At 44.0% G+C, this 26,542-nt stretch carries 32 protein-coding genes and 1 riboswitch; of the genes, 15 read left to right on the forward strand and 17 right to left on the reverse strand.

Annotated elements, in window-relative coordinates; translation table 11 throughout:
- Positions 1-16 precede the first annotated feature (16 nt).
- From D1970_RS00870 to uptA, 4 genes are all read right to left on the reverse strand, one after another.
- Positions 17-592: a sulfurtransferase TusA family protein gene (locus D1970_RS00870; RefSeq protein WP_119110993.1), complete on the reverse strand. Its 576-nt coding sequence runs from the start codon at positions 590-592 to the stop codon at positions 17-19.
- A 16-nt stretch (positions 593-608) separates the two neighbouring features.
- Entirely contained in the window at positions 609-1,088 is a 480-nt protein-coding gene (locus D1970_RS00875) for a DsrE/DsrF/DrsH-like family protein (protein ID WP_119110994.1), read from the reverse strand.
- Positions 1,089-1,301: 213 nt separating this feature from the next.
- Positions 1,302-1,568 (reverse strand): hypothetical protein, encoded by a 267-nt coding sequence (locus tag D1970_RS00880; protein WP_119110995.1) that lies wholly within the window; start codon positions 1,566-1,568, stop codon positions 1,302-1,304.
- 118 nt (positions 1,569-1,686) lie between these two features.
- A complete protein-coding gene (gene uptA, locus D1970_RS00885) occupies positions 1,687-2,277 on the reverse strand; it encodes an undecaprenyl phosphate transporter UptA (RefSeq protein ID WP_119110996.1) in 591 nt (196 codons plus the stop codon).
- Positions 2,278-2,502: 225 nt separating this feature from the next.
- A riboswitch (Lysine riboswitch) is annotated at positions 2,503-2,681 on the forward strand.
- Positions 2,682-2,793: 112 nt separating this feature from the next.
- Here uptA and D1970_RS00890 point away from each other — a divergent pair.
- Positions 2,794-4,218 carry an amino acid permease gene (locus D1970_RS00890; protein ID WP_119110997.1) on the forward strand — a complete coding sequence of 475 codons (1,425 nt, stop codon included), beginning with the start codon at positions 2,794-2,796 and terminating at the stop codon, positions 4,216-4,218.
- A 236-nt stretch (positions 4,219-4,454) separates the two neighbouring features.
- Here D1970_RS00890 and D1970_RS00895 read toward each other — a convergent pair whose 3' ends face one another.
- Positions 4,455-4,646, reverse strand: a complete 192-nt coding sequence (locus D1970_RS00895) for a hypothetical protein (protein ID WP_119110998.1) — start codon at positions 4,644-4,646, stop codon at positions 4,455-4,457.
- A 186-nt stretch (positions 4,647-4,832) separates the two neighbouring features.
- On the opposite strand from D1970_RS00895, the gene D1970_RS00900 reads away from it, so the two are divergent.
- Positions 4,833-5,816 (forward strand): potassium channel family protein, encoded by a 984-nt coding sequence (locus D1970_RS00900; RefSeq protein WP_119110999.1) that lies wholly within the window; start codon positions 4,833-4,835, stop codon positions 5,814-5,816.
- A gap of 12 nt (positions 5,817-5,828) precedes the next feature.
- Here D1970_RS00900 and D1970_RS00905 read toward each other — a convergent pair whose 3' ends face one another.
- The 3 genes from D1970_RS00905 to D1970_RS00915 all read right to left on the reverse strand — a co-directional run bounded on the left by D1970_RS00905 (position 5,829) and on the right by D1970_RS00915 (position 9,450).
- The gene (locus D1970_RS00905; RefSeq protein ID WP_119111076.1) at positions 5,829-6,239 is read right to left on the reverse strand and encodes a YugN-like family protein; all 411 of its coding nucleotides are present in this window, start codon (positions 6,237-6,239) and stop codon (positions 5,829-5,831) included.
- A 145-nt stretch (positions 6,240-6,384) separates the two neighbouring features.
- Complete coding sequence (locus D1970_RS00910) at positions 6,385-7,734, reverse strand: glucose-6-phosphate isomerase (RefSeq protein ID WP_119111000.1); 1,350 nt, start codon at positions 7,732-7,734, stop codon at positions 6,385-6,387.
- A gap of 552 nt (positions 7,735-8,286) precedes the next feature.
- On the reverse strand, positions 8,287-9,450 hold the full coding sequence (locus tag D1970_RS00915; RefSeq protein WP_119111001.1) for an iron-containing alcohol dehydrogenase: 1,164 nt from the start codon (positions 9,448-9,450) through the stop codon (positions 8,287-8,289).
- Positions 9,451-9,659: 209 nt separating this feature from the next.
- On the opposite strand from D1970_RS00915, the gene D1970_RS00920 reads away from it, so the two are divergent.
- Positions 9,660-9,893: a DUF378 domain-containing protein gene (locus D1970_RS00920; protein ID WP_119111002.1), complete on the forward strand. Its 234-nt coding sequence runs from the start codon at positions 9,660-9,662 to the stop codon at positions 9,891-9,893.
- An 81-nt stretch (positions 9,894-9,974) separates the two neighbouring features.
- On the opposite strand, the gene D1970_RS00925 is transcribed toward D1970_RS00920, so the two are convergent.
- Together D1970_RS00925 and yugI are read right to left on the reverse strand one after the other, a co-directional pair.
- Positions 9,975-11,168: an ornithine--oxo-acid transaminase gene (locus D1970_RS00925; protein ID WP_281373537.1), complete on the reverse strand. Its 1,194-nt coding sequence runs from the start codon at positions 11,166-11,168 to the stop codon at positions 9,975-9,977.
- Positions 11,169-11,298: 130 nt separating this feature from the next.
- Entirely contained in the window at positions 11,299-11,691 is a 393-nt protein-coding gene (gene yugI, locus D1970_RS00930; RefSeq protein WP_119111004.1) for a S1 domain-containing post-transcriptional regulator GSP13, read from the reverse strand.
- A gap of 236 nt (positions 11,692-11,927) precedes the next feature.
- Between yugI and D1970_RS00935 the strand changes: the two genes are divergently transcribed.
- Positions 11,928-12,161: a helix-turn-helix domain-containing protein gene (locus tag D1970_RS00935; protein WP_246370214.1), complete on the forward strand. Its 234-nt coding sequence runs from the start codon at positions 11,928-11,930 to the stop codon at positions 12,159-12,161.
- A gap of 366 nt (positions 12,162-12,527) precedes the next feature.
- Complete coding sequence (locus D1970_RS00940) at positions 12,528-13,385, forward strand: alpha/beta fold hydrolase (protein ID WP_119111005.1); 858 nt, start codon at positions 12,528-12,530, stop codon at positions 13,383-13,385.
- 39 nt (positions 13,386-13,424) lie between these two features.
- Here D1970_RS00940 and D1970_RS00945 read toward each other — a convergent pair whose 3' ends face one another.
- Positions 13,425-13,685, reverse strand: coding sequence for a DUF1871 family protein (locus D1970_RS00945; protein WP_246370215.1), 261 nt, complete (start codon positions 13,683-13,685; stop codon positions 13,425-13,427).
- Between the two features lie 89 nt (positions 13,686-13,774).
- On the opposite strand from D1970_RS00945, the gene D1970_RS00950 reads away from it, so the two are divergent.
- Complete coding sequence (locus tag D1970_RS00950) at positions 13,775-14,944, forward strand: MalY/PatB family protein (RefSeq protein ID WP_119111006.1); 1,170 nt, start codon at positions 13,775-13,777, stop codon at positions 14,942-14,944.
- Positions 14,945-15,015: 71 nt separating this feature from the next.
- Here the strand turns inward: D1970_RS00950 and D1970_RS00955 are convergent, their stop codons facing one another.
- From D1970_RS00955 to D1970_RS00965, 3 genes are all read right to left on the reverse strand, one after another.
- A complete protein-coding gene (locus tag D1970_RS00955) occupies positions 15,016-15,513 on the reverse strand; it encodes a hypothetical protein (protein WP_119111078.1) in 498 nt (165 codons plus the stop codon).
- A gap of 602 nt (positions 15,514-16,115) precedes the next feature.
- Positions 16,116-16,328, reverse strand: coding sequence for a hypothetical protein (locus D1970_RS00960; RefSeq protein WP_119111079.1), 213 nt, complete (start codon positions 16,326-16,328; stop codon positions 16,116-16,118).
- Positions 16,329-16,412: 84 nt separating this feature from the next.
- Complete coding sequence (locus tag D1970_RS00965; protein WP_119111007.1) at positions 16,413-17,156, reverse strand: peptidylprolyl isomerase; 744 nt, start codon at positions 17,154-17,156, stop codon at positions 16,413-16,415.
- Positions 17,157-17,271: 115 nt separating this feature from the next.
- Between D1970_RS00965 and kapB the strand changes: the two genes are divergently transcribed.
- Positions 17,272-17,655 (forward strand): kinase-associated lipoprotein KapB, encoded by a 384-nt coding sequence (gene kapB / locus D1970_RS00970; protein ID WP_119111008.1) that lies wholly within the window; start codon positions 17,272-17,274, stop codon positions 17,653-17,655.
- Positions 17,656-17,700: 45 nt separating this feature from the next.
- Here the strand turns inward: kapB and kapD are convergent, their stop codons facing one another.
- Together kapD and D1970_RS00980 are read right to left on the reverse strand one after the other, a co-directional pair.
- Positions 17,701-18,321 carry a 3'-5' exonuclease KapD gene (gene kapD, locus D1970_RS00975; protein WP_119111009.1) on the reverse strand — a complete coding sequence of 207 codons (621 nt, stop codon included), beginning with the start codon at positions 18,319-18,321 and terminating at the stop codon, positions 17,701-17,703.
- A 228-nt stretch (positions 18,322-18,549) separates the two neighbouring features.
- On the reverse strand, positions 18,550-18,756 hold the full coding sequence (locus D1970_RS00980) for a hypothetical protein (protein WP_119111010.1): 207 nt from the start codon (positions 18,754-18,756) through the stop codon (positions 18,550-18,552).
- Between the two features lie 233 nt (positions 18,757-18,989).
- Here D1970_RS00980 and D1970_RS00985 point away from each other — a divergent pair, with 233 nt between their 5' ends.
- The 8 genes from D1970_RS00985 (at position 18,990) to D1970_RS01020 (ending at position 26,061) form a co-directional block, all read left to right on the forward strand.
- On the forward strand, positions 18,990-21,395 hold the full coding sequence (locus D1970_RS00985) for a Na+/H+ antiporter subunit A (protein WP_119111011.1): 2,406 nt from the start codon (positions 18,990-18,992) through the stop codon (positions 21,393-21,395).
- Entirely contained in the window at positions 21,395-21,817 is a 423-nt protein-coding gene (locus tag D1970_RS00990; protein WP_119111080.1) for a Na(+)/H(+) antiporter subunit B, read from the forward strand. Before D1970_RS00985 ends, D1970_RS00990 begins: the two co-directional genes overlap by 1 nt.
- On the forward strand, positions 21,817-22,158 hold the full coding sequence (locus D1970_RS00995; RefSeq protein WP_119111012.1) for a Na(+)/H(+) antiporter subunit C: 342 nt from the start codon (positions 21,817-21,819) through the stop codon (positions 22,156-22,158). The genes D1970_RS00990 and D1970_RS00995 overlap by 1 nt, the downstream gene beginning before the upstream one ends.
- Positions 22,151-23,629 carry a Na+/H+ antiporter subunit D gene (locus D1970_RS01000; RefSeq protein WP_119111013.1) on the forward strand — a complete coding sequence of 493 codons (1,479 nt, stop codon included), beginning with the start codon at positions 22,151-22,153 and terminating at the stop codon, positions 23,627-23,629. Before D1970_RS00995 ends, D1970_RS01000 begins: the two co-directional genes overlap by 8 nt.
- Positions 23,630-23,635: 6 nt before the next feature.
- Positions 23,636-24,112, forward strand: a complete 477-nt coding sequence (locus tag D1970_RS01005; RefSeq protein ID WP_119111014.1) for a Na+/H+ antiporter subunit E — start codon at positions 23,636-23,638, stop codon at positions 24,110-24,112.
- The gene (locus D1970_RS01010) at positions 24,112-24,396 is read left to right on the forward strand and encodes a Na(+)/H(+) antiporter subunit F1 (RefSeq protein WP_119111015.1); all 285 of its coding nucleotides are present in this window, start codon (positions 24,112-24,114) and stop codon (positions 24,394-24,396) included. Before D1970_RS01005 ends, D1970_RS01010 begins: the two co-directional genes overlap by 1 nt.
- Positions 24,380-24,739 (forward strand): monovalent cation/H(+) antiporter subunit G, encoded by a 360-nt coding sequence (mnhG, locus tag D1970_RS01015; protein ID WP_119111016.1) that lies wholly within the window; start codon positions 24,380-24,382, stop codon positions 24,737-24,739. The genes D1970_RS01010 and mnhG overlap by 17 nt, the downstream gene beginning before the upstream one ends.
- 158 nt (positions 24,740-24,897) lie before the next feature.
- A complete protein-coding gene (locus D1970_RS01020; RefSeq protein WP_181213371.1) occupies positions 24,898-26,061 on the forward strand; it encodes an FAD-dependent oxidoreductase in 1,164 nt (387 codons plus the stop codon).
- Positions 26,062-26,089: 28 nt separating this feature from the next.
- On the opposite strand, the gene D1970_RS01025 is transcribed toward D1970_RS01020, so the two are convergent.
- On the reverse strand, positions 26,090-26,452 hold the full coding sequence (locus D1970_RS01025) for a PaaI family thioesterase (RefSeq protein ID WP_119111081.1): 363 nt from the start codon (positions 26,450-26,452) through the stop codon (positions 26,090-26,092).
- Positions 26,453-26,542 lie beyond the last annotated feature (90 nt).

The following is a 26,542-nucleotide window of genomic DNA, read 5'->3' on the forward strand; positions in this document are numbered from 1 at the left end:
TACAACTTAAAATTTTTTAATTTTCCCCTTCAACCGGACCGTTCCAGAGTGACATACCAGGCTTAACATTCCACACGTTAGCAATACCTTTTTCCGAAAGAATTCGGGAAGCAGCGTCACTTCGGTTTCCTGTTCGGCAAATGACATAAATTGTATGATTCCCGCCAAGCTCAGCAGCTCTTTCTTCAAGTTCACCAAGAGGCATGGAAACCGCACTCGGGATATGCCCAAATGCAAATTCTGCAGGCTCCCGTACATCGACAATCAGAACCTCTTCATTGGACTCAAGCTTTGCCGCCAACTCCTCATTTGTCACTACATGGGGATATTCTGTTTCTACTGTCTCTTCATCCTTGCTTGCTTTGCGGATATAATGCGTGAGCACACCGTTTTCTTCCACCGTCCCAAGGTAGTGATGTCCGGAACTTTTGGACCACGCCTGAATATCTGCTTTCGATCCTTTATCTGTTGCCTGTACTTCGAGAACTTCACCCGGATTGATTTCATTAATAGCCATTCTTGTTCTAAGAATCGGCATCGGGCAGGCCAGCCCTTTTGCATCAATGGTCAAATCAGTCTTTACCCTTCCCATTGCTATTCCTCCTGAATTAAATGAATAGATTGACTCTTCCTTCTGCCGCATCGCCAAGATAGGCTGCAACTCCTGCAAATTCCACGCCCTCCATGATTTCTTCTTCCTTCAGTCCAAGCAAGTCAACAGTCATTTGGCAGGCGACCAGCTTTATGTCTTGCTCTTTTGCAAGATCAATAAGTGCCGGAAGCGGCATTGCATTATGTTTTTTAATAATTTCCTTAATCATTTTCGTTCCCAAACCGCCAAAGTTCATTCGAGAAAGTCCCATTCTGTCCGCCCCTCTGGGCATCATCCAGCCAAAAAGTTTCTCCATGAAGTTTTTTTGAACCTTGATAGGCTCATCCTTTCTCAAGGCGTTCAGTCCCCAGAAGGTGTGAAAAATCGTCACTTCATGATCGTACGCTGCGGCACCGTTCGCGATAATATAGGCGGCCATCGCTTTGTCATAATCACCGCTGAAAAGGACAATCGTCGTTTTTTGTTTCTCTTCCAAGCTTTTCCCTCCAATTACCCTTTGGGGTATAATTGTTTTCAAAAAAAAGAACATATGCCTTCGTTTACACCATTATTACCTTATACCTTACAGGGTATATATTATTAAAGATTTATTTGTATGTCAACCTAAAATGTTAATATTTTATGACATATTTTTTAGAGTCAAAAAAAGACAAAGAGTTAAACTCTGTTGTCTTTTTTATACGATATATTATTGGTACATGCTTTTGACTTGCTCAAGATCCCTGAGCAGGCGCTTGATTTCCCCTTGAGTCAACAATACGGGTATCTGGTCATACATGGTGATAATCTGGCCTTCCTGGTCGTCCTCATGGAGCTTCAAATAATGGTAAAGGGTATCTACCTGATTTTTTTTAATGATTGACTTTGTATAAAAATCTTTTACTTTCTCAATTTCAAATTCTTTAGTCCGGTCGTCAAATATGCCGGAAATAATCTGCCCGTCCAAACGAACCATAGGCCCACCTCCCGCCGTTTTCTATTATAATACCCCTTTTCCCCTGTTTCATGATTGGAATTTACGTTTTTTTACAAATACTTAAAATCAGGCAGATAGGGGTAATACAACTGCGGAATCAGGCTTTTTTCTTTTTTCGGCTGTAAAGGAAATATGATATTCCCCCAATCAAAGCGATGGCGCTGATTGGAATGATGTATGGCCGTGCGAACTCCTTGATTTGCGGCCAATTTTCTCCAAGGACCATCCCAAGATACAGGAAGAAAATTGTCCACGGAATAATCGCGGCAACGGTATACAACGTAAACTTAATAAAAGACATTCTTGCAATCCCCGCAGGTATCGAAATCGCATGCCTGACGACAGGTATAAACCTTGCCGAGAAGATCACCCCGGGGCCGAATTTCCTAAACCACTCCTGGGATAAATCTATATGATGCTGGTTGATCAGCAAATATTTACCGTATTTTTCAAGAAAAGGTCTTCCTCCGTACATTCCAAGCCAGTAAAGGAATACCTGGGCAATTGTTCCCCCGATGGTTCCGGCGATTACTGCACCTGCAAAGCCGATCGTCTCCTCTGAAATCATGTAGCCCCCATATCCCAAAACGATTTCGCTTGGGATGATTTCAATCATCAAACCCAAGGCAATTCCTAAATAGCCAAGGCTTGAGAGCATTTCCAATACATTCATAATGAAATCCTGCACACCATTCACTCCCGCCAAAATTTTTCCCGACGCATTCTATTATAGGTCTTTTTAGAAATTCATGTAAACAACTTCATTGCTGTTTTAACAGTCCATAAATATCCTTGCAATATACTCTATGCCCTTCCCATTCCTATATATATGGGAAAAGTTATCTTTGACACATCTGACAGGCTATTGTATGATAGCTACATTAAATTCATACATTTAACCCTCATCAGCTCAAGATGAGGTAGAGGTCGCGGTATTTATCAGTAGAATAATGGAGAGTCTGGGAACTCGATGAAGTTATTTGAAAGGAACTATCGCCGAAGCGCTGTGTGTCTCTGCATACAGCAGCTGGGACTGTTGCCGAAAGGTGCAGGACTGTCATGGCTGAGAAGCCATGATGAACTATCCGTTCTTGTCTGGTGTGGATACTGGAGCACACCTTTTAAATAAAGGTGTGCTCTTTGCGTCGACATGACCGATGGACTCTTCATTTGAGCAGAGGGCAATTGAAAGGGGAAAAACACAGTGGGTCAGTCAAAAAAGTTAGGATTTTGGATTTTAACAGCACTTGTCGTTGGAAATATGGTAGGTTCGGGGATTTTTATGATCCCTCGGTCACTTTCCGAGTCGGCTAGTCCGCTCGGCGTATTGCTCGCATGGTCTTTGACAGGATTTGGTGTCCTGATGACCACCCTTGTTTTTGGCAACCTAGGAATGAGGAAGCCAGATCTTAACGGGGGCCCGCAGATCTACGCTAAAGAATTATTCCGAAAAGGTTCACATGCTGCCACATTGTCAGGATTCATGTCCTCATGGGGATATTGGATCGGAAACCTGGCAGGAAATATTGCCATTATTACAACTTTCGCAAGCTTTTTGTCAACATTCTTTCCTATTTTAACAAGCTCCGCTGAACTTTTTACATTTGGCGGCATTACTGTTACCACCGGAAACCTTTTAACCTTCACTGTTTGCACCATTTTGCTATGGAGTACCCATTTTACTATTTTACGAGGGCTGGAAAAAGCAGGACAATTGAACTTTGCGGCAACTGCAGCAAAAGTGGTCGGATTTTTCCTCTTTATCCTGGTAGGTCTTTACGCCTTCCAAAAAACGAATATCCTTCCTTTCTCAGCACCACGCTATGATGAAGCTGGCCATGCAATCGGTCTTCTCGGCCAGGTAAACAGCGCTGCACTCACAACACTTTGGGCCTTTATTGGTGTCGAGTCTGCCGTAGTTTTCTCTTCTAGGGCGAAAAAACAGACGGATGTCAAAAGAGCAACCATCCTCGGACTGTTTATTGCTCTTGCCATCTATATCGGCATTAGTATGCTCGTGATGGGTATGCTTGACCAAAATACATTGATTGCTTCTGAAAAGCCATTGGTCGATGCCATGGTGGCCGTTATGGGACCTATTGGCGGTAAAATTCTGGCTGGACTTGGAATCATCAGCCTTCTTGGCTCAACGATTGGCTGGGTCATGCTAAGCGTGGAAGTGCCATTCCAGGCAGCGAAGCAAGGATTGTTCCTTCCATCGTTCCTGAAAGAAAATGAAAATGGACTCCCAATTTTCTCACTTATTGTGACAAATATTCTTGGCCAGTTGTTCATTTTTTCAACTATTTCCAATTCCATTTCAGCAGCCTTTGATTTCATCATTACGATTGCAACCTTGTCCTATCTTGTCCCGTATTTTATCGCTTCAGTATTCCAGCTAAAACTGGTCATGACAGGAGAAACTTATACGAGCAGCCGTTCAAGGATCGTTGACGGAGTTATCGCTGTACTATCTACACTTTATTCAGTCTGGGTCATCATTGCCGGAACAGCCGATATGAAAACCTTCCTTTTTGGTGTCGCCTTGCTTGCCTCAAGTGTTGTCTTCTACGGTAAGGTATGGAAGCACAAAGACTCAGCGGCCGACAAAGAAAGAGCAACCGCGTAATTATTGAAAAGCGAAAGCGTCCGTTAAGCGCCGTATGGACTGGAGCACACCGGCACGAGATAAAGGAAACACCATGAGCGTAGCGATTCGATGTTGACTTATCGTAGAGAGGTGGGCGAAGTCCACTAGGCGCTGGACGCTGCAGCTAGACAAAGAAAAGCGAAAGCGCCCGTTCAGCGGCGTAATATAAAGAAAAGGAGGCTGCGAATGCAGCCTCCTTTTCCTATTCATGATTGTTATAGCCAGGTTCCACTGAACAAGGCTCTAAGGCCCATGTACAGAAGTACGAATGAAAAAATGATGATGGCAAGCGCAGCAACAATTTCGAAGAAAGGCACAAGTCCTGAAAGCATCGGTACAGCCGGAAGATTCACTAGAGCAAATCCAGCAAGGATGCAGGCAAGAAATACAAGCACAGGATTAACCATTTTCACCCCTCCTTTTACTTACAGACTATGTATTGCCCTTCCTTTTGTATGGACTTTTGCACAGTTTAAGCATTATTTTTTGAATATTAAAAATAAATATCCTTTTTGTTTAGGATGGCTCGGCTAAAATCAGCAGTTTAGGTGAAAATATGGAGGAGCACTCGCTAAGGAAAAAGGAGGTGAAACATGGTCCAGCATCTTTATATCAGGTTCATCAGGATGCCACTCCTCTTCAGGATTCTTTTAGTAGCCGGATTGAACATGTTCATTTTCGGGGCAGTAATCCATGCGATTGAGCCTAATACATTTCCAACTATATTTGACGGAATCTGGTGGGCACTCATGACAGCCTCGACCGTCGGCTACGGCGATTACGTCCCCATTACTTTACCTGGCAGAATTACAGCAATTATTCTCCTTTTTGCAGGTGCAGGGTTTTTATCCTCCTACTTTGTTACACTTTCGGCAGCCGCGGTGAACATGCAGGAAGAATACTACGAAGGCAAAACAGCTTATAAAGGGGAAGGACATTTAATCATTATCGGCTGGAATGAACGTTCAAAAAAGATCGCCAGGTGTTTTGGAGAGAAAAAAAAACCGGTTGTTTTAATTGATGAGTCACTTGACTCCCACCCCCATTCAAAACATGGTTTCCATTTTATTAAAGGAGCTTCGCATCTGGATGAAATTCTTCTTAAAGCCGGACTTTCTTCTGCCTGCAAGGTTATTATTACAGCAGACCAGAACCTTGTTGAACATCAGGCTGATAAGAACACTGTACTGACATTGCTGGCAATCAAGGGGATTAATTCTGACGTCCACTGCATTGCCGAAGTCCTGACAAAAAGTCAGATAAACAATGCCTTTCGTGCAGGTGCTGATGAAATCATCCAGACAAACGAGCTTGCTGGAAGCATGTTCCTGAACAGCCTCCAGCATCCAGGGATTGCTGCCCCTCTCCAGGAAGTACTTAATGCTTTTGACGGAAACGAGTTAAAAATGATTCCTGCTTCAGACATAACGGGGCATAAGACATTCGGACAGGCGCATGCCTGCATGCTCTCGAAGGGTATGCTTCTGATAGGCATCAAAAAAGGGGATGACGTTATCGTCAATCCCCCGGTTACAGCTGATATTGGCAGTAAGGATATACTCCTCGTCGTTGTCTAGCCTGAGGCAGCCTCAATTCCCACCCAAAAGGGCTGCCTCTACCTCTTTAAGGAGTGACTTTCCTACTTCCTCATATTGCCGGGGAAAGCTCGCATCTTTATCGACCGGCTCTGAAAACTGGTTGAAAGAAGCGCCGATATTCCCCACGTCCGCATGGTCATCAAGACCGCGCTGATACTTATGCGAAAGAAGAAAAGGACGTTGGAACTCCACAGTGCAGCCGTTAGAATCCAACTGGCCGTCAACAGCCCTGAACGGCAATCTAAGAACCTGGTAGCCCACCCGTTCATCTATCGTATAGTCAAAAGATCCATGATCATAATCCCAGTTTCCTCCAATGGTATATCCCATGGGCTTAAGTACTTGCTCAAGCATATAGAGGTCATAATGTGTTCCTTCAATTTTTGAGGGTATTTCTATCAACCTAAAACCACACCTTTCATGTTTTCCGTTAGCTTTTGCGAAAAGCCTGGCTTTCATGAAAAAATTTATGGATGGACTACCGCGCAAGGCTGTCTCTTCAATCAGAAAAGCATCAGCCCTAGGACTGATGCTTTTTTCGGTTATGCTATTTTAAACGCTTTTCAAGTTCTGCTTTCTTCTCTTCGAACCCTGGCTTGCCAAGGAGGGCGAACATATTGACTTTATATGCCTCTACTCCAGGCTGATCAAATGGATTAACTCCTAAAAGGTAACCGCTCATGGCGCAGGCTTTCTCAAAGAAATAAACAAGATAGCCAAATGTATATTCATTTCGCTCAGGAATTGTGACAATCAAGTTTGGCACATCCCCATCTGTATGGGCAAGCAAAGTGCCCTCAAATGCTTTGTTGTTTACAAAGTCAACTGTTTGGCCAGCAAGGTAATTCAGACCATCAAGGTCATTTTCGGCTGTTTCAATTGTCAGTTCATGCTCTGGCTTCCCGACCTTGATGATGGTTTCAAACAAGTCTCTGCGGCCTTCTTGGACATATTGACCCATTGAGTGAAGGTCAGTCGAGAAATTCGCTGAGGATGGATAAATTCCTTTTTGGTCTTTTCCTTCACTTTCGCCGAATAGCTGCTTCCACCACTCGGAGAAGTATTGAAGCGACGGTTCATAATTGATCAGCATCTCGATGGTTTTCCCTTTATTGTAAAGGACGTTCCGTACTGCAGCATACTGGTAGGCAGGGTTCTCTTCAAGCTCGGAAGCGCTGAAGTCCTCTTGCGCCTTAGCAGCACCTTCCATCATTCTATCGATGTCTGCACCGCTTACAGCGATAGGAAGCAAGCCTACGGCTGTGAGAACGGAATAGCGTCCGCCAACATCATCAGGAATAACGAAGGTTTCATATCCTTCTTCATCTGCCAATGTCTTAAGGGCACCCCTTGCTCTGTCAGTTGTAGCATAAATGCGTTTTTTGGCTTCATCGACACCGTATTTTTCCTCAAGCATCTTGCGGAAGATACGGAAAGCAATCGCAGGCTCTGTTGTAGTACCAGATTTAGAAATGACATTGATGGAAAAATCTTTCCCTTCAAGGACATCCATCAAATCTCTCATATAAGAAGAGCTGATGTTATTACCGGCAAAAATAATTTGCGGAGTGCTGCGCTTTTCTTTTGGCAAAGCATTATAAAAGTGGTGCTGCAGGAACTCGAGCGCTGCCCTGGCACCCAGATAAGATCCGCCGATACCAATGACAATAAGGACATCGGAATCACTCTTGATTTTTGCCGCGGACTTCTGAATACGTGCAAATTCTTCCTTATCGTATTCTTTCGGTAAATCGATCCAGCCTAAATAGTCACTGCCGGCTCCTGTTTTTTCATGCAGGGAGTGGTGGGCTACTTTTACAAAGTCTCTTAAGTATGTAACTTCGTGTTCCCCAAAGAAGTTCATCGCTTTTGAGTAATCAAAACGGACATGTGTCATACTTGATCCTCCAATTATATGTATTCTCTAACACTTTAACGAAACCCTCAATAAGAATCAAGAAGCATCCCTTAATGTAAGCGTACCCAATTCCGAACCATTTTTCACATCCTTTTATTTTCTAAAAAAAGGATAAGAAAAGAGCCGTTTAGCAGAGCCCCTAAGCTAGCCTGCAAGCCGTCGAAGCTGGACACAGCGACCATGAATATGATTGCTTTAGCCGTAAATATATTATGGCTAACCGTAAGTATATTATCCGAAACCGGAAATAACCTGTGTTATAAATTTCTCCTCCAAAAAAGATTACTGAGGGGCAGTTTACAATCTGGCACTGGGCAAATTCGCTGTTAAAGACAATAATGTTCCTTTCCCTCTTAAAATCGTGTGAAAAACATGTTTTTATCACTCAGCCAAACAGGTCCAGCTAAAAAACTTCCCTGATACAAAAAAACCGTCATACACAGCTAAAACCAGCTGATGATGACGGCCTATTCATAAACTTGCCGTCTAAGCGGCAAAAAACGATCCGAGCACTGTTTCTCGTCTTTGTTCTTAGAGGGACATTCGGTATATTTCTAGGACATCTTCATGCTGCAGCTTGTTGAAGGTCCCGAATTCTCCATTCGCCATTGCCTTGTCTGCCATAACTTCAATCTTGCTGTCATCGATTTTGTAATCAGCAAGACGTGACGGTGCCCCAATGCTATTCCAGAAATCACGAAGCTTCTCAATTCCTTCAAGCCCAGTCTCTTCAGCTGATTTCCCTGCTGGGTCCACGCCAAACACCCTGACTGCGAGCTGTGCAAACCGTTCAGGATTTACCTTCAGGTTATGCTTCATCCAGTTAGGGAACAGAATGGCCAAGCCCCCGCCGTGAGGAATGTCATAAACCGCCGATACTGCATGCTCAATATTATGTGTTGCCCAGTCTCCTCGGAATCCCATTGAAAGCATACCGTTCAACGCCATTGTTCCACAATAAAGAATCGTGCTGCGGTGCTCGTAATTCTCTAGGTCTTCAAGAAGCTTAGGTGCTGTTTCCATTACTGTCAGGAGAAGCGATTCGCACATTCTGTCCTGCAGCCCTGTATTTTCTTCCGGATGGAAGTAGTGCTCGAATACGTGTGACATCATATCAACCATTCCATAAATCGTTTGATCCTTTGGAACGGAAAAAGTATTTTCAGGGTCGAGGATGGAAAACGCCGGAAATACAGCAGGGCTTCCCCAGCCGTACTTTTCATTCGTTTCCCAATTGGTGATGACAGACCCTGCGTTCATTTCAGAACCTGTCGCTGCCAGCGTAAGAACCGTTCCAAAAGGTAGAGCTTCCGTGGCGATTACTTTTTTCGTTACAATGTCCCATGGATCTCCGTCATACTTGGCGCCTGCCGCAATCAATTTTGTACAATCGATTACACTTCCGCCGCCAGCAGCAAGCAGAAATTCGATTCCTTCCTTCTTGCAGATCTCGACGCCTTTCGAGACAGTAGAGAGCCTTGGATTAGGTTCGACTCCCGGAAGTTCAAATACCTTTGCATCGATTTCCTTTAAGTGGCCGAGGATCCGGTCATGGAGACCATTGCGCTTGATGCTGCCTCCTCCATAAACTAGAAGTACTTTACTCCCATATTTCGGGACCTCTGTCTTGAGCTGTTCCAGCTGCCCTTTTCCGAAAATAAGCTGCGTTGGATTCCAAAATGTAAAATTATCCAAAGCTGATCACCTTCCTTCAATGTTCATTATTACCGAACAACAAGTCCAATGCAAAATATTAAACTTTCCCGTCAGCACATCCAAGGTTATGCCAGGGGTTTTTCTTTTATACCACGCAGGTAAAGTAAAAATGTCGCGGGGATGAATAATTTTTTCCGGATTCAATAAAATATACTAGAACCCATCTATTAAGGAGGAAGTAAGTATCCATGAGCACTATTCAACGTATTGCTTTAGTTCTTACAATCATCGGTGCTATCAACTGGGGTTTAGTTGGATTTTTCCAATTTGATCTTGTCGCCGCTATTTTCGGCGGCCAGGATGCTGCGCTATCCAGGATTATATATGGCCTGGTCGGACTAGCAGGACTCATTAACCTTGGGCTTCTCTTTGCACCAAGCGCTGAAGCTGAGCGCGAAGCTGAACCTCGTACAACAAGGTAAGTCGAATCGAGATAGTATAAAGCGATCAGGCAAAATAAAAAATCCGCCCATTATAGGCGGATTTTTATGTTCATTTATATATTAGGATAATATTTTTTTGATCCTCTCGATTGCCCAGTCCAATTCCTCCCGGGTTATGACGAGTGGAGGGGCAAACCGAATGACAGTATCGTGGGTTTCTTTGCAGAGAAGGCCTTCTTCCTTTAGCTGTTCGCAATATTTACGTGCAGGCTCATTCAGTTCCACGCCGATGAACAGGCCCCTTCCCCTAATTTCATTGATGAGTGGGTTGTCAATTTCACGGAGCTTTCCTGTAAAATATTCACCCATTTCCCGTGAACGTTCTGCAAGACCTTCATCTACAAGGACATCAAGTGCTGCAATGGAAACGGCACAGGCTATCGGGTTTCCGCCAAAAGTTGAACCGTGGGACCCAGGGTTAAATACGCCTAATATTTCTCTGTCTGCAAGCACACAGGAAATAGGGAACACTCCACCGCCAAGTGCTTTTCCGAGAATATACATATCAGGGTCGACATTTTCCCACTCGCACGCAAAAAGCTTGCCTGAGCGGCCTAGCCCAGCCTGTATTTCATCAGCAATAAACAGTACTTTTTCCTGACGGCACAAATCGCGCGCTTCTTTAAGGAAACCTTCAGGTGGCATGACAATGCCTGCCTCTCCTTGGATAGGTTCAATTAAAAATGCGGCAGTATTTGGTGTAATAGCTTCGTTCAGTGCATCAATATCACCATAAGGAACCAGCTTTATTCCTGGAAGCATTGGGCCAAATCCCCGCTTGTACTCCTCTTCGGATGATAATGAAACCGCTGTCATTGTTCTGCCATGAAAGTTCCCGATACATGCAATCACTTCAGCCTGGTTTTCGGCCACGCCTTTTACATCATATGCCCAGCGCCTTGCAGCCTTAATGGCTGTTTCAACCGCTTCCGCCCCTGTGTTCATGGGCAGAGCCATTTCCTTGCCGGCGAGCCTGCATACTTTTTCATACCAAGGGCCCAATTGGTCATTATGAAAAGCACGTGAAGTCAGGGTGACTCTATCGGCTTGGTCCTTCAGTGCCTGAATAATCTTTGGATGGCGATGCCCTTGGTTGACTGCAGAGTAGGCACTCAGCATGTCCATATATTTATTGCCTTCCGGATCCTCTACCCATACACCTTCAGCGCGTGAAATTACGATGGGCAGCGGATGATAATTGGGAGCTCCGAACCGTTCAGTTTGTTCAATGAGATTGTCTGTTTTAGTTGACATGAGCATTCCTCCGTTCATTTTCTAAAAATTTGAAACTGCCTAATTATATTGTACCTTTTCCTCTATACCTTTTTGAACCCATAAATAAAAAAAATAAAAAAAACCGGATTGAATACCCGGTTTTTTCTTCTTATTTCTTCATTGTATTTTCTTTTTGTGATTGGTTGATCCAATCCTGAAGCTTGTCTTTTAAAGTATTGAACCCGGAAGCATCATTGTCCTGGATGATTTGTGCAGGACGTTTGCGTGGCTTTTTAGCTTTAACAGCTTGCTCCGGCGCTTCTTCAGTAGCTCTGATAGAAAGTCCGATTTTCCCTGCAGCTTCATCAATTGATAAAACCTTGACGTTTACTTCGTCTCCTACTTTAAGGAACTCATTGATATCTTTAACATATCCGTGAGTGATTTCTGAAATGTGGACAAGGCCCTGCGTGCTTTCATTTAGGGCTACAAATGCTCCGTATGGCTGAATCCCTGTAACTTTTCCTGTTAAGACACTGCCTGTTTCAATCTTCTCTGTCATGTAAACACTCCTAATTCATAAATATGATTTTATCCTGATTATACGCAATATAAAATTATATCACAGAAAATCAATTATGACAAAAAGAATGTTAACAAATTGTCTTGGCTCCCATATGTCATAAGAAAATATTCAATTCTACAATTCTGAATTTAACAAAAAGTTCAAATAGAGGTCAAATTTACTAAGGGTATTCATGATAAAATAAACTATAAGGAAAAAAGGGAGGGATCAATATGTCTGCAATTGGCCAGAACATTAGAACCATCCGTTTAGAACAGAATCTTACCCTTGAAGATCTTGCGCTTAAAGCCAGGGTAGGAACCCACACCATTGAAAAATATGAAAACGGTGAAAAAATACCGGATCTCCAAACAGTCATGAAATTTTCAACCGTGCTTGACGTTCCGGCATCAGAGCTTTTGGAGCATAAGTCACGCAATGACCATTCTGCCATTGACGATGAATAAACGCAGCTTGTTGAAGAGCTTGGCACAAAAAAAGCGTAGCTGTTCCTCAAAATGGCAAAAGAAATCGACGAAGTAGATTTATTGAACTTGAGAAGTTCCTAAAACAGCATGAATGATGAGGAGATTTTTTCTTTTTATTGTATGAAAAATGGGGAATTGGAAAACATGATGGTATAAGGCTTTCCAGTATTCCCCCCCTTTTTTAGCAGGCAGGCTAACAACCCTGCCTGCTTTTTTACTGTTTAAAACTCTTTTTCTAAAGCCCTTTTTCCTCCCATCACAGGGACAAATATGTGTTTAAACCCGCATCTGTGGGGAAAATAAAAAAACTAATGCTTAATAGGCCCCTTTCAAGGAGGAAAAATGATGACAGCCCCTTCCTTTACAGGTACGAAGTTTATCAACAATATTGATGTATATTATGAGCATTTTCCTCATGCCAGTTCAACAGAGACAGTCGTGCTCCTCCATGGTTTTCTTTCGTCCACTTTCAGTTTCAGACAGCTTGTCCCTTTGCTGTGCAAGGATTTCAATGTCATTTCGGTTGATCTCCCGCCATTTGGAAAAAGCGGGAAAACTACAGGGTTCACCTATTCGTACAGGAACATGGCGGCTACGGTTACAAGTTTGCTTGAATCGCTTGGCATCACATCGTATACCTTAATCGGACATTCCATGGGCGGCCAAATTGCCCTTAATGTGCTCTACCATTTCCCCAAGTCCGCTGGAAAGGCGGTTCTGCTGTGCAGTTCTGGCTACTCGAAACGGGCCGCCGTTCCGCTGGTCGTTTCAAGCTATCTTCCGTTCTTCCACCACTATGTAAAGTATCACTTTGCCAAGACAGGAGTCCGGAAAAATCTGCAGCAGGTCGTCCACGATCATTCTTTAATTGACGATGAAATGGAGCAGGGGTATCTCGCCCCATTTTTGGAGAACCGGATATTTAAGGCACTGACAAATATGATTCGCCATAGGGAAGGTGACCTTCCTCCCGAAGCGTTAAAAAGGATACATGAACCTTGCCTGCTTATTTGGGGAGATCATGACCGGGTGGTTCCGCTTGAAATAGGCAAAAGGCTTAGCCAGGATCTTCCTAATTCAGAGTTGACCGTGCTAAAAGAGACAGGCCATCTTGTCCCGGAGGAAAAGCCGGAGGCAGTGTATAGTAGCATCAAACGTTTTATAGGAAGAAAAAGCTTGGGAACGGCAAACGGCAGCCAGTGATGGCTGCCGTTTTTACCTGATGCTAATTGTTCATCAACCCTATAGTGTGCATTCTCCCAGACCTTTGACAGCCAGCAGCGATTTAGCCAGAAGAAAACAGGCGTCATATGGAAGAGTTTCCTCAAAGGAATGTTCATATATTGCCTGTATTCTAACAGCAAGATTATGCGGCTCATCCAGGTCGTGGACAGCCTGCAGAACATCGGCGATTTCAGGGTCGTATCCGCCTGCTCCGCAGCTAAACGGGTCCCACTCATTCAAAATATTTGTCATTTGACGGGTCATTTCCTGGGCTTCCATTTTAATCACCTATATTTTCAACTTTTTTGGTATGCTTATTCTATCATGAAAACAGCACGAAGAGAATTTATCCGACAGGAGTGGAAATTATGATAAAGATTGACTTCAGCAGAGTGATTGACAGAGTTGGATCCAATTCAGTGAAATGGGAAAAGACAAAGGAAATGTTCGGAACAAACGATGTTCTCCCAATGTGGGTCGCAGATATGGACTTCCTCCCCCCTGATGCTGTCACAAATGCAATAAAAGACAGGATGGAACATGGCATTTATGGATATACGTTTGCATCTCCTGCTGCAAATGAAGCCGTGCAGGGCTGGCTGGCGAGGAGGCACGACTGGAATATCGAAACATCATGGATGTTATATAGCCCTGGGGTCGTTCCTTCCATCAGTACTGCCATTGGCGCATTCACCAAGCCAGGAGACAAAGTTATGGTTCAATCTCCCATCTACCCGCCATTCATGGAAATGACTGAAAAAAATGGGTGCACTCTTGTCAATTCCCCGCTGCTATTGAAGGACGGCCGCTACAATATCGACTTCTCTGATTTTGAGGAGAAACTAAAAGAGGGAGTTAAACTTTTCATTCTTTGCAGCCCGCATAATCCTGGCGGTAGGGTTTGGCAAAGGAATGAGCTGGAAAGAATGGGTGAGCTTTGCCGACAATACGACTGTCTTATCATTTCTGACGAGATTCACTCAGACCTTGTATTCCAGCCTAACCGCCATATTCCAATTGCTTCAGCTAAAGAAGAATTTAAAGACCATGTCATTACCTTTGTAGCTCCAAGCAAGACCTTTAACATTGCCGGCCTACAGGCATCAGCTGTAATTATCCCGAATCAACAGCTATATGAAAAATTCCAGGCGCAGCAGGCTAAACAAGGCCTTTTTGGTATCAATGCATTTGGAATCACTGCACTCCAGGCAGCTTACCAATTTGGTGATGAGTGGCTTGACCATCTGCTATCCTACCTAAAAAACAACCTGAATACAGCCATTGAATACATACATAGGGAGATTCCCGGAGTACATACAGAATTCCCCGACGCCTCCTACCTTCTGTGGATTGACTGCCGCAAGCTCGGCCTTAGTGATGAAGAACTTCGATCGTTGCTTCTGCAAAAGGGAAAGCTTGCACTTGAGCCTGGACCAAAGTACGGGCCGGGTGGTGAAGGCTTTGTCCGAATGAATGTAGCCTGCCCCGAAAGTGTCCTAATGGACGGATTGAAAAGACTAAAAACCGCCTTAACCTAAGAAAAGCGAAAGCGCCCGTTTAGCGTCGTATGGACTGGAGCACACCAGATCAATGAAATACAAAAAAGGGGTCAGGCACCCATCGGCGCTTTAAAGCGCGGATGAGTGCCTGACCCTTCTTGTACAAGGCCGAGCACATCATAGTGCGGCTGCAGAGAATGAAAGATAATCGTTTCAAGAAAACGCCTGCTGCTGCTCTCCGGAACGATTGTCCTGGCATATTCCCAGGCATTCTGTTCAATTGTCAGCAGAATGTTATTTCTCTCTTCCTCATCCTCACTGTTATCCATCCTGTCAATCAGCCCAAGAAGCTCCCGGTCCTCAGCGTGGCCAATTTCATGGGCAAAAACCACCGCAAGGTAATCGAAGAAGCAATCCTCCGAACCGAAAATCTTTTTACATTGTCTTCTTATCTCTTCTATGTACAGAGTAATCGTATGTGTCCCAAACTGGTACTTGCCTCCAGCAAAACGGTCCCCTGGGAAATCCCCCTCAAGAACCACCTTTGCCTCAGTACCTGAATTCTCTATAATACTTTCGATTAATATTTGAATTTGAATATCCTGCATTGTTCTCCCCTGCTCCCTGTTTAAGAAAATATAAACAACAGTATTTCCGGAATCAGGGTACATAAATCAAAAAATTTACCCTCTTTTTATACTTATGAAACGTATCGGCAGGTAATGTTTCTTACTTTTCAGTCTTTAGACCTAAATAAACGTCAAAAAAAAGAATCCGGTTAACCCGGAGACACCCGATGCAGAGAACTCCAACTCCCTCAGTTTGATACGAATATCTCGAATGCGTTTTGGTTCAGCAATTGTCGTGACCGGAGATAGAATGCCCGTTACCGTAGATAGACCGATTTACAGAGTAGATCCTTTTTAAAAGATTCTTTTATGGAACCGGTTACGGACACACTAGGCAAGAAAGATTGCTCCTAAATGGTTGAAAATTCACTTTTCCTCATCAAAAACAATAAAAAACCACCGTATTCTTCTATAAAAACAATAAGCGTTTCGAAAACAGTTAAGGAACAAAAAAAATCGCCTTTACCCAGCTAAGGTTAGCTAAGTAAAAACGACCTTTACGTAATCTCATTTTTCCACCTTCAAGAAGGTAGCTTCTTCAACAATCTAAGAGTCCGACTTACACGGAGCTTTCTCAGTGTTTAAGATTTTTGTTTTGGTTGAGCCATTTTTTTCTCAAGCTCTGCCTCAAATTCCTTTGCTTTTTCCGCTTCTTTATTTGAAACTTTAACAATAAGCCTCATCGTAAGGACAGCAGCAACAGCAAAGATGACAAAAGTAATTGAGGCCGGGATATACTCTGACTTATCCTTCGGAAAATATAAAAACAACGACAAAACATAAGATTGCAGCATAGCCGACTTCCTTTCTGCCAAAGCGGCAGGCATTCTTCCACCATTATAGCAACATGCCCCCTCCGCCTCCAATGAAAGGCTCTGCTATTTCAATATTTTCACCTTTTTAATCTTAACATCTTCATCAGGCTTACCTTTCTCGTTTACGGATACGGCCGCAATCTTGTCGACAATGTCCATCCCTTCGGTAACCTGCCCAAAGACTGTATGCTTAAAATCAAGCCAGGGAGTCCCGCCTTTTTCGTATGCCTCCCTGATTTCTTCCGGATAATCTTTTATAGCGTCCTTAGCCTTTGGGTGAAGAGAGCTGTTCTGAACAATGAAAAACTGGCTTCCGTTGGTATTAGGACCAGCATTAGCCATGGACAACGCCCCGCGAAGATTGAAGAGGTTCTTTGAAAATTCATCCTCAAACGGCTGTCCGTAAATGCTTTCACCGCCCCTTCCCGTTCCTGTCGGGTCTCCCCCTTGGATCATGAATTCGTCAATAACGCGATGGAATAGCACTCCGTCATAATATCCATTCTTGCTGTGTGTGATGAAATTCTCGACAGCTTTTGGCGCCTGTTCGGGGAATAACTTTATTTTAATGTGCCCCATGGAGGTAACCATCTCCACAAGCCTTTCATTATCTGCCACTTTAGTTGTCAGCTGTGGAAAGTATCCATCAGCCTCACCCGGCCTTTTTACAGATTGTTCTGGATTGTTATGCTGCTGTTCAGTTTTTTCTCCAGCATTCTTTCCTTCTTTTAATTTTTCTTCTCCTGTTCCGCATGCACCAAGTAAAAGGACAGATGCAAGGAGCAGGGCAGTGATTGATTTTCTCATATAATTCATCCCTCCTTTCAATACTTTACTGGATTCCTTTCCGGTTTGCACTTTGTTTTTTCTATTGTTTGCCCCATAATATGACATAGACACGAACGAGGAAGGAGTGAAAAAAATGAGCGCGATTCAAATTGGCGATTCTGTAACTGCTATTTATAAGACCGGCAAGTATATCGGGGAAGTGACGGATATCCGCCCTGAACACTATCTTGTGCGGATTCTGGGAGTACTGAAACATCCAATGCAGGGTGACCTTCATAACCCGAAACAGGCAGATGTCGGTTTCTTCCACGAACGAAAAGCCCTTTCCTGCCGGGAACAGACCAATGTCCCTAAAACAATGGTCAAACACTTTGACGGAGAAATTCCAGACTATCAGGAATCATTAAAGGAAGCTGTGGAGAAACTAAAAGATTCACTTAAAGCAGACGATTCTGAATGGGCAAGCATGAGCTTGAGGAATATCGAGTCCCTTGAACAAGATTACTTCAAACATTAATGGAACAAGCAAAAAACCAGATTACCTTTATGGTGATCTGGTTTTTTATGCGAATTTGTTAAACAGTTTTGCAAAGTCCACTCTATCACCTATTGTTGTTGGTTCAGGCTTTTGCAAGTATCGTTTATCTTTCTCGACTAGCTTGTAAATATGGTAGGTTGTCAGTGCATCATCCAGCGCCCGGTGATGCTTGCCTGTCCCTTCCCTGCCATATTCCTGGACAGCCTTCCATAACCCCGTCTGGTTCTGGTCCCCAAAAAACCGCTTATACTCCATCGATAAATCGATTTCCCTGCCCGAGAGCGGAAAAGGAATAGAAGCCTGCTGGCAGTTATGGCGTAAAACTTTCATATCCATATTTCCCCAAGTGACAATACAGCAAGGCCAATTCCCCTGAATATTGTTAAACCTTCCTGCCAGCTCCTGCAAGCTGATCCCTGAATCAACCTGCTCCTGGGAAATATTCAGGAAGGATTTGCACCTTTCTGTCAAAGCCGGGAATTTCACCGGCACAACAAAGGTTGAAAACTGCTCTGCAATCTGCCCCCTTTCGGTTAAAACCACTCCAGCTTCAATGATTTCCGGATAAAAGCCTTTTCGGCGGCTGTTGCGGTCAGGCATCGTAAATTCGAAATCAATAAAAACGACCCGTTCCTTTTCTTTCATAGTCTCCCAACTTTCCGCACGCCACAATACGCAGCCATATTTAAATTATTATAGCATGTATTGTTTATAGTTTTTTAACTTTTCTGCAATTTTATTATGTCGAAAATATAACTTTTTCAGGCTCTCTCCGGCAAATTCCGCAGGCTTCAAAAAATCATAAAAAGCCCAGCTGCTCTCCCGTGAGTGCGTCCGGACTTTTAGACTTTTATCAGAAAGAAGGCAACCCTTTTATTTCGGGATGATTTTCACATATTCACGCGGTTTAAATACAGTACGATCTTTTATTTGTTCTTCCTCTGAAGTTTCAATGGTTTGTATTTGTTCAGTCCTGCTGCCATTTGTTCCATCTCTTGCACCAATCCTGTTATCGGCGTAATATGCTCCAGACAGCAATACAAAAAACAAAGCCATGCATACTATGATTTTCTTGGCCAATCTTCACGCCTCCCATCTGGGCATAGCCTCGCACAAAATAACAGATTCTATACCCTATCGGCAGCTTTGAATATTGCATTAATGCAGAATCATGTCTTTTAAGGTATACTTTTGTCTAAAGGTTCCGATATTTCCGTTGAATCACTATGGTTTGATGACAAAAGACTAAAAATGTTAGAGTAAAGTCGGGATTGAAAGAAGGAATATACAAGGTTATCAAGGAGGTTATGCTTTTGTCTTTACTACACCTAGCCATCGTTTCACCATTGGTGTTGGCAGCGCTTATTCCGACACTATATAGAACATTCCCAAAAATACATACTGGCTGGTTTCTTCTGCCACTGCCAATATTGCTCTTCTCCTATTTTCTGCAGTTCATTTCCCAAACCTCCCAGGGAAACACCATCACCAGGAATCTTCAATGGATCCCCTCACTCGGCATTGATTTCACTGTGAAAATTGATGGGTTGGGATTATTGTTTGCCCTGCTGATTACAGGGATTGGATCGCTGGTTGTCCTTTATTCCATTTATTATTTATCAAAGGAAAAGGAAAAACTGAATCTCTTTTACGTCTATTTGCTTCTATTTATGGGAGCGATGCTTGGCGTGGTCCTCTCCGACAATCTTATTTTGCTCTACAGCTTCTGGGAACTCACCAGTTTTTCATCTTTTTTGCTAATTGGTTATTGGCATCACAGGGAAAGATCACGCTACGGAGCGCAAAAGTCCATGCTTATCACCGTTTTTGGCGGCTTGGCTATGCTTGGCGGCATTCTACTGCTTTACATGATGACAGGCACTTTCAGTATCTCGGAAACAATTGCTGTTGCTGGCGAACTGCCTGGCAGCCAGCTGTTTATTCCGGCTTTGCTTTGCTTTTTGCTCGGAGCCTTTACGAAGTCTGCCCAATTTCCATTCCATATCTGGCTTCCAGATGCCATGGAAGCACCGACACCGGTCAGTGCTTATTTACACTCAGCAACAATGGTGAAAGCGGGAATCTACCTGGTTGCCCGTCTTACACCAATATTCGCGCAATCCGGAATATGGCTGTGGCTCGTTGCGGGCATTGGGATCATTACGCTTTTTTGGGGGTCCTTCTCGGCTGTCAGACAGTCAGACTTAAAAGGAATCCTTGCCTATTCAACCATCAGCCAGCTTGGCATGATTATGTCTCTCTTAGGAATTGGAGCGGTGGCACTTCATTTTGACGGAGTAAATGACGGAATATATACCGTTGCCGTCACTGCTGCAGTCTTTCATCTGATCAACCATGCAACCTTCAAAGGAAGTCTTTTTATGGCTGTCGGCATTATCGACCATGAAACAGGCACACGGGATATCCGCCGCCTTGGCGGCTTGATGACACTTATGCCGATCACGTTCACCATTTCCCTGATTGGCACTCTTTCAATGGCTGGCCTCCCTCCATTCAACGGGTTCCTGAGCAAGGAAATGTTCTTCACAGGAATGCTTAACGCAAAAGAAGCTGGTATCTTCAGCCTCGATGTTTGGGGTATATTATTTCCTGTTATCGCATGGACAGGGAGCGTTTTCACCTTCGTTTACTGCATGATCCTGTTATTCAGGACTTTCACAGGAGGATTCAAGCCCGAAAAATTGGATAAGGAACCGCACGAAGCACCGCTCGGCATGCTTGTGCCCCCGATTATCCTCGCATCTCTTGTAATCGTGTTCGGACTGTTCCCAAAACTGCTTGCCAATACTTTGATTTCACCTGCCATGGCTGCAATCTTGCCATCCCTTGTGGAAGACGGGAAACAGTTTAACGTCCATATCAGCCATTGGCACGGGTTTAAACCGGAGCTGTTCATGACGATAGGTGTGGTTCTTGTTGGTATCCTTCTTTATAAAACGCAGGAATCCTGGTCTGGGATTTACAGGCTGTTCCCGGAAAAATTTTCTTTCAACAAGCTTTATGATCATTCGCTTGAATTATTACAGCGAGTATCGCGCAAATTCACAAGAATGTATATGAACGGTTTTATCAGAACGTATCTTGTCTATATTTTTTCGTTCTTTATCTTCATTCTTGGAGTTGCCCTTGTTTATTCACAAGCTGTCAAATTTGATACGGCAGACCTGGCTGAAGTCCGGTTCTACGAGGTCATTCTGGTGGCGATCATTGCGCTTTCATCTGTGTCCATCCTGTTTGCCAAATCCAGGCTAACATCAATTATCCTGCTCGGGGCAGTCGGCTATACTGTGGCATTGTTCTTTGTTATCTTCAGGGCTCCAGACCTTGCCTTGACCCAGCTAGTCATCGAAACAGTCTCTGTTTCACTGTTTCTGCTTTGTTTCTACCACCTTCCAAAGCTTCGGAAAAGCGAAGGACGGGTCGGCTTCAAGCTCTTCAATCTGCTGATCGCCGCCGGGGTTGGTGCCATTGTCACCGTTATATCCCTTTCAGCGCACAGCAGCAAGAAGTTTGAAAGCATCTCCAACTACTATATTGAAAATACCTATAAAAAAGCCGGCGGCGAAAATATGGTGAACGTTATCCTTGTAGACTTCCGCGGCTTTGATACATTGTTCGAAATTTGCGTGCTTGGAATCGCTGCTTTAGGGATATACGGAATGATCAAGTTGCGTCTGGCAAAGGGGAAAACGGAATGATGAAAACAAATGATATCATTTTGCAAACAGTGACAAAAGTAACCCTGTTTGTCATTATCCTTTTTTCGATTTATCTTTTTTTTACAGGTCATTACCATCCCGGCGGAGGCTTTATCGGGGGTCTGATGTCGTCAGGGGCCATTGTGCTTTTGCTTCTTGCTTATGATATTAAAACGGTTACCGCGATTCTTCCGGTCGACTATAAAAAAATGATCGGTGCCGGCCTGCTGTTTTCAGCGGGGACCGGTACTGGAGCTTTGATTGCAGGTAAGCCTTTCCTGACACATGCATACACATACGTCTCCCTGCCGCTGCTCGGGAAGACTTCCCTCCACACAGCAGTCCTTTTTGACACAGGTGTCTTTCTTGTCGTTATCGGTGTGACGATGACGATCATCCAGACGATCGGGGAGAGTGAATAATGGAAATTTTAATGAGTTTTCTGATTGGAATATTGTTTATGACAGCAACCTATCTCATGCTTTCAAAAAGTCTGCTCAGGATCATTATCGGCACTGGCCTCTTAAGCCATGGCGCCCATCTTTTAATTCTGACGATGGGCGGCCTGAAACGCGGCGCTGCCCCTTTGCTTGGTGAGCATGCGAAGTCATACGTAGACCCGCTTCCACAAGCTTTGATCTTAACCGCGATTGTTATCAGTTTTGGTGTTACTTCATTCTTCCTGGTGCTTGCATACCGTGCATATCAGGAGCTGGGCACAGATAATATGGATCGCTTGAGAGGAAAGGAAGGACATGAGTAATTTATTGATAATGCCAATTTTGATTCCGCTTTTCACAGGAATCATCCTTATTTTTTTCGCCAATAGCATTAAAGTTCAGCGTTATATTTCGGGATTCAGTGCACTCCTTGCAATTGCAGTATCAGCGGTGCTTGCTACACAGGTTTACAATGATGGAATCCAGACAATGAATGTAAGCAACTGGGAAGCACCTTTTGGGATTACACTTGTTTCTGATATGCTTTCAGCCCTCCTGGTGCTGACGACAAGCGTGATTGCTGCAGCCTGTCTATTTTATTCTTTCCGCTCCATCGGGGAAGACAGGGAGAAATTCTATTACTATTCCATCTTCAACTTTTTGATAGTCGGCGTAAACGGGGCGTTTACAACTGGCGACATTTTCAACCTATTCGTCTTTTTTGAAGTAATGCTGATGGCATCCTATGTTCTCCTCGTTCTGGGCGGTACAAAAATTCAGCTCCGTGAGTCGATAAAATATATACTTGTCAACGTGATTTCTTCCGCGCTTTTCGTCATCTCTGTTGCCTTTTTATATTCAGTTGTCGGAACCCTGAACATGGCCCATATTTCCGTAAGGATCGCGGAAGCTGGAAATCATGGTATCCTAACTGTTATTGCTGTCCTTTTTTTAATCGTATTCGGGCTTAAGGGCGCTATCTTTCCGCTTTATTTCTGGCTTCCCGGATCTTATTACGCACCCCCCGCTCCTGTCATGGCCCTGTTCGGGGCGTTATTAACCAAGGTTGGTGTGTACTCGATCATTAGAACATATACGCTGTTTTTCCCTCATGATATCTTTACACATGATCTCCTGCAGGTGCTTTCTATTTTGACCATCGTTGCCGGGGTCATTGGGGCAATCGCCTTTAATGATATTAAAAAAATCATCATTTACAATATCATCATTGCAGTCGGAGTCATCCTGTTCGGTGTATCCATTATGACGAAAGAGTCAATGACCGGTTCTGTTTTTTACCTTATCCATGACATGGTGATTAAGGCTGCCCTCTTCCTGATTATCGGCATAATCGCCAAACTTGCCGGGACAGCTGACCTTCGGAAAATGGGCGGGCTCATTAACAAGTACCCGGGACTCGGGTGGACTTTCTTCATTGCTGCGCTTGCCCTTGCAGGCATTCCGCCGCTTAGCGGATTTGTCGGAAAGCTTTTGATTGTAAGATCAGGCTTTGAATCCGCGAGCTTCTGGGGTTCAGGAATTGTCCTGATGTCAAGCCTCTTCGTCCTTTTTTCTGTCATGAAGATATTTATGGGAGCTTTCTGGGGAAGTGAGCGGGCTTTCAAAGATGAGGAGAAAGTCCCTGTGAAAGGGTTGTTGGCAGCACCGGCCATCCTGACAGCCATCGCTGTCCTGTACGGCCTTGGAACAGAGGCAATCTATCCGGTCATCTCGCTCGCTGCAGAGACACTGACCAATCCCGATATATATATCAATGCGGTTCTAAAGGAGTGATAGAGGATGGCTTTTCAGATTCTGCTTAATGTCTTTCTTGCGTTTATATGGATGTTTCTGAAAACATCCTATACACCTGCAACTTTTTTTATAGGTTATTTCTTCGGCCTCTTGATCATATTTACTTTTCGCCGATTTTTCAGCACTAACTTTTATTTGAACAAAGTACTGGCTGTCATCAAGCTCTTCTTAATCTTCAATAAAGAGTTATTTCTATCCAACATTGCGGTACTCAAGGTGATTCTGAGGCCGAAATTAAATATAAAGCCTGGCATTTTTGCCCTTCCGACGGAGTTGACGGAAGACTGGGAAATTACCATCCTTGCAAACCTGATTACACTGACACCCGGGACACTTGTGGTCGATGTTTCTCCGGACAACAAAATCCTATACGTCCATGCCATGAATATTGACGATACACAGGAAGCGATTGACAGCATCAAAAACTCTTTCGAAAAAGCGATCATGGAGGTGAGCAGGTAATGTTTGAATTAGTCCTCCGCATATCGCTGTTCATTATTTCACTGTCGATGCTCGGCTTGATTTACCGGGTCATAAAAGGGCCGACCACTCCAGACAGAGTGGTCGCCCTTGACGCTTTGGGCATCAACCTTGTATCCATCATTGCCGTCGTCTCCATTCTTTTGAATACTACTGCCTTTCTCGATATCATCCTCTTGATTGGCATCCTGGCTTTTATCGGTACAGTCGCCTTTTCAAAGTATTTGGAGAAAGGAGTGATTATGGAACGTGATCGTGATCTTTAAATTCCTCATCGGATTGTTTGTTTTATCAGGAGCGCTTTTGAGCCTTGTGACTGCTTTTGGGCTGCTTCGCCTGCCTGATGTTTATACAAGGAATCATGCTGCTTCAAAAAGTGCGACGATGGGCGTCATGCTCGTCCTTTTGGGGGCGCTATTATATGCGTATCTCGATACCGGCCATTTCCACTCAAGGCTGCTGCTTGGGATTGCCTTCATTTTTATGACTTCTCCAGTGTCCGGCCATCTTATCAGCCGTGCGGCCTATAATTCCGGCGTTAAACTTTGGGGCAACAGTGTAAGGGATGACCTTGCAAAACAAAGAAAAAAAACTGCCAATACGAGATAAACACTGTGAAGCCATTCATTTTAAGACAAATGAATGGCTTTTCTATGTTTGTTTTTAAAGTCATAATAATTTTCCAGAAAGTTCAATTTTTATCCATACCTGCATACAAGAAGTTAGCGTATTATGAAATTAACAATATAAAGAAAGGAAGAGTCCTTATGGCAGGCGAAAAGGTTGCGGTAATTGGCGGCGGAATCAGCGGTTTATGCACAGCCCTCGCCCTGCAGAGAAAAGGGATTAGGGCAGAGGTTTATGAACGGAACAAAACGGCAGACATGCCCGACTCCGGGATGATTCTTGGGGGTAATGCCCTTATCTGCCTGGAACTGCTCGGGCTTTCCCCTGCCATGTCCGAATGCAGCCTTGGAACAAATGAATACAATATCAAGGCAGACTCAGGGAAACTTATTTCAACACTTAAGTACAGTTCTCCAGCACTTGCAACGTGTTTTCGGTTTTTCAGCGGAATTGACTTTTTAAGGATTCTTGCTGGTTCACTTGCTCCTGGGACTCTTCATTACGGTAAAAAACTTGCAGACTTTAAACAGCATAAAAACGGCGTTCGCCTGTATTTCAGAGATGGGACCATGGAAGAGTGCACTTACATGATTGCGTGTGACGGGTGCCATTCCACAGTACGATCCCGTGTGATCAGTGGCCATAAACCGGTATTTTCCGGCTATACATGCTGGAGGGGCATTCTCGAACACGATAAGGATTTAGGGGAGTGTGCTTTTAGTGAAACATGGGGCCCGCGCGGAAGATTCGGCATTGTCCCTTTACCGGGAAATCGCCTGTACTGGTATGCAGTCAAAAATAGTGAAGGCCACAGCGAAGCAATGGCAAAATGGACATCCATTGATTTATTGTTCAATTTTTTCTATTACCACGACCCTATCCAGCAAATACTTGAAAGAGTTAAGGATGAGGAAATCCTTAACCATGACTTATATGAGTTCAAGCCGATATCCAGGTTTCTGTACAACCATATCCTTCTATTGGGGGATGCTGCCCACTCTTCCATTCCCAATATAGGGCAAGGTGCCTCACAGGCAATCGAGGATGCAGTCATGCTGGCGAATACTCTTGCTGAATCAGAGTCTCTTGAGGAAGGCTTCCTTTCCTACTCAGAACACCGTCCTGGCCATTTAAGGAAAGTATCGAGCACTATAAAAAATTTCGGTAAGGTGGCACAGATTGAGATGCCCGCCCTTTGTACAATTAGGAACAATTTGTTAAGGCTGGCGCCGACGTCTTTCCACAGCAGGCGGCTAGGAGACATTTTTGAAATCCATCCATGCCGTCTTTCGTCCAGCATGTAGAAAAAGTAAAAAGCAGCCAGGCTGCTTTTTACTTTTTCTTTATGATTGCCATCGTGCATCTGGAAATGCAGATAAGCTGGTCCTCTTCATCGGTGATCTTGATTTCCCACACCATTGTCGATTTTCCTTGATGAAGGATGGTTCCAGTCGCTGTCACCCAGCCTTCCCGTACCGAGCGGATATGGTTCGCATTAATTTCAAGCCCGACGACGGCTTCGGTCTCTTTATCAGCCAGCTCATAAGCCCCAACACTTGCTGCGGTTTCAGCAAGTGCAACCGATGCCCCGCCGTGGAGAAGGCCAAATGGCTGGCGTGTACGTCCATCCACAGGCATCTTGGCTGTCACCAATCCTTTTTCTATTTTCGTAATTTCTATACCGAGTGCGTTCATGAGTGTATTTTCTATTTCCACGACAATTCCTCCAATTTTTAATCAGCAATTAACTCCAAAATAATAACCTTGAAACAGGAAATACTTTTA

It is taken from the genome of Mesobacillus zeae (genome assembly GCF_003570705.1).
GTDB classification, from domain to species: domain Bacteria; phylum Bacillota; class Bacilli; order Bacillales; family Cytobacillaceae; genus Mesobacillus_C; species Mesobacillus_C zeae.

What these genes read in the sequence shown, in the direction of transcription:
- D1970_RS01010 (WP_119111015.1), top strand. Translation starts at nt 24,112, where the DNA reads ATGTTTGAATTAGTCCTCCGCATATCGCTGTTCATTATTTCACTGTCG.
- D1970_RS00925 (WP_281373537.1), bottom strand. Translation starts at nt 11,168, where the DNA reads ATGTCAACTAAAACAGACAATCTCATTGAACAAACTGAACGGTTCGGA.
- D1970_RS00955 (WP_119111078.1), bottom strand. Translation starts at nt 15,513, where the DNA reads ATGCAGGATATTCAAATTCAAATATTAATCGAAAGTATTATAGAGAAT.
- kapD (WP_119111009.1), bottom strand. Translation starts at nt 18,321, where the DNA reads ATGAAAGAAAAGGAACGGGTCGTTTTTATTGATTTCGAATTTACGATG.
- D1970_RS00965 (WP_119111007.1), bottom strand. Translation starts at nt 17,156, where the DNA reads ATGAGAAAATCAATCACTGCCCTGCTCCTTGCATCTGTCCTTTTACTT.
- D1970_RS00935 (WP_246370214.1), top strand. Translation starts at nt 11,928, where the DNA reads ATGTCTGCAATTGGCCAGAACATTAGAACCATCCGTTTAGAACAGAAT.
- D1970_RS00990 (WP_119111080.1), top strand. Translation starts at nt 21,395, where the DNA reads ATGAAAACAAATGATATCATTTTGCAAACAGTGACAAAAGTAACCCTG.
- D1970_RS01020 (WP_181213371.1), top strand. Translation starts at nt 24,898, where the DNA reads ATGGCAGGCGAAAAGGTTGCGGTAATTGGCGGCGGAATCAGCGGTTTA.
- D1970_RS01005 (WP_119111014.1), top strand. Translation starts at nt 23,636, where the DNA reads ATGGCTTTTCAGATTCTGCTTAATGTCTTTCTTGCGTTTATATGGATG.
- yugI (WP_119111004.1), bottom strand. Translation starts at nt 11,691, where the DNA reads ATGACAGAGAAGATTGAAACAGGCAGTGTCTTAACAGGAAAAGTTACA.
- D1970_RS01000 (WP_119111013.1), top strand. Translation starts at nt 22,151, where the DNA reads ATGAGTAATTTATTGATAATGCCAATTTTGATTCCGCTTTTCACAGGA.
- D1970_RS00995 (WP_119111012.1), top strand. Translation starts at nt 21,817, where the DNA reads ATGGAAATTTTAATGAGTTTTCTGATTGGAATATTGTTTATGACAGCA.
- kapB (WP_119111008.1), top strand. Translation starts at nt 17,272, where the DNA reads ATGAGCGCGATTCAAATTGGCGATTCTGTAACTGCTATTTATAAGACC.
- D1970_RS00945 (WP_246370215.1), bottom strand. Translation starts at nt 13,685, where the DNA reads ATGGAAGCCCAGGAAATGACCCGTCAAATGACAAATATTTTGAATGAG.
- D1970_RS00900 (WP_119110999.1), top strand. Translation starts at nt 4,833, where the DNA reads ATGGTCCAGCATCTTTATATCAGGTTCATCAGGATGCCACTCCTCTTC.
- D1970_RS01025 (WP_119111081.1), bottom strand. Translation starts at nt 26,452, where the DNA reads ATGAACGCACTCGGTATAGAAATTACGAAAATAGAAAAAGGATTGGTG.
- D1970_RS00920 (WP_119111002.1), top strand. Translation starts at nt 9,660, where the DNA reads ATGAGCACTATTCAACGTATTGCTTTAGTTCTTACAATCATCGGTGCT.
- D1970_RS00895 (WP_119110998.1), bottom strand. Translation starts at nt 4,646, where the DNA reads ATGGTTAATCCTGTGCTTGTATTTCTTGCCTGCATCCTTGCTGGATTT.
- D1970_RS00940 (WP_119111005.1), top strand. Translation starts at nt 12,528, where the DNA reads ATGACAGCCCCTTCCTTTACAGGTACGAAGTTTATCAACAATATTGAT.
- D1970_RS00950 (WP_119111006.1), top strand. Translation starts at nt 13,775, where the DNA reads ATGATAAAGATTGACTTCAGCAGAGTGATTGACAGAGTTGGATCCAAT.
- D1970_RS00880 (WP_119110995.1), bottom strand. Translation starts at nt 1,568, where the DNA reads ATGGTTCGTTTGGACGGGCAGATTATTTCCGGCATATTTGACGACCGG.
- D1970_RS00910 (WP_119111000.1), bottom strand. Translation starts at nt 7,734, where the DNA reads ATGACACATGTCCGTTTTGATTACTCAAAAGCGATGAACTTCTTTGGG.
- D1970_RS00870 (WP_119110993.1), bottom strand. Translation starts at nt 592, where the DNA reads ATGGGAAGGGTAAAGACTGATTTGACCATTGATGCAAAAGGGCTGGCC.
- D1970_RS00960 (WP_119111079.1), bottom strand. Translation starts at nt 16,328, where the DNA reads ATGCTGCAATCTTATGTTTTGTCGTTGTTTTTATATTTTCCGAAGGAT.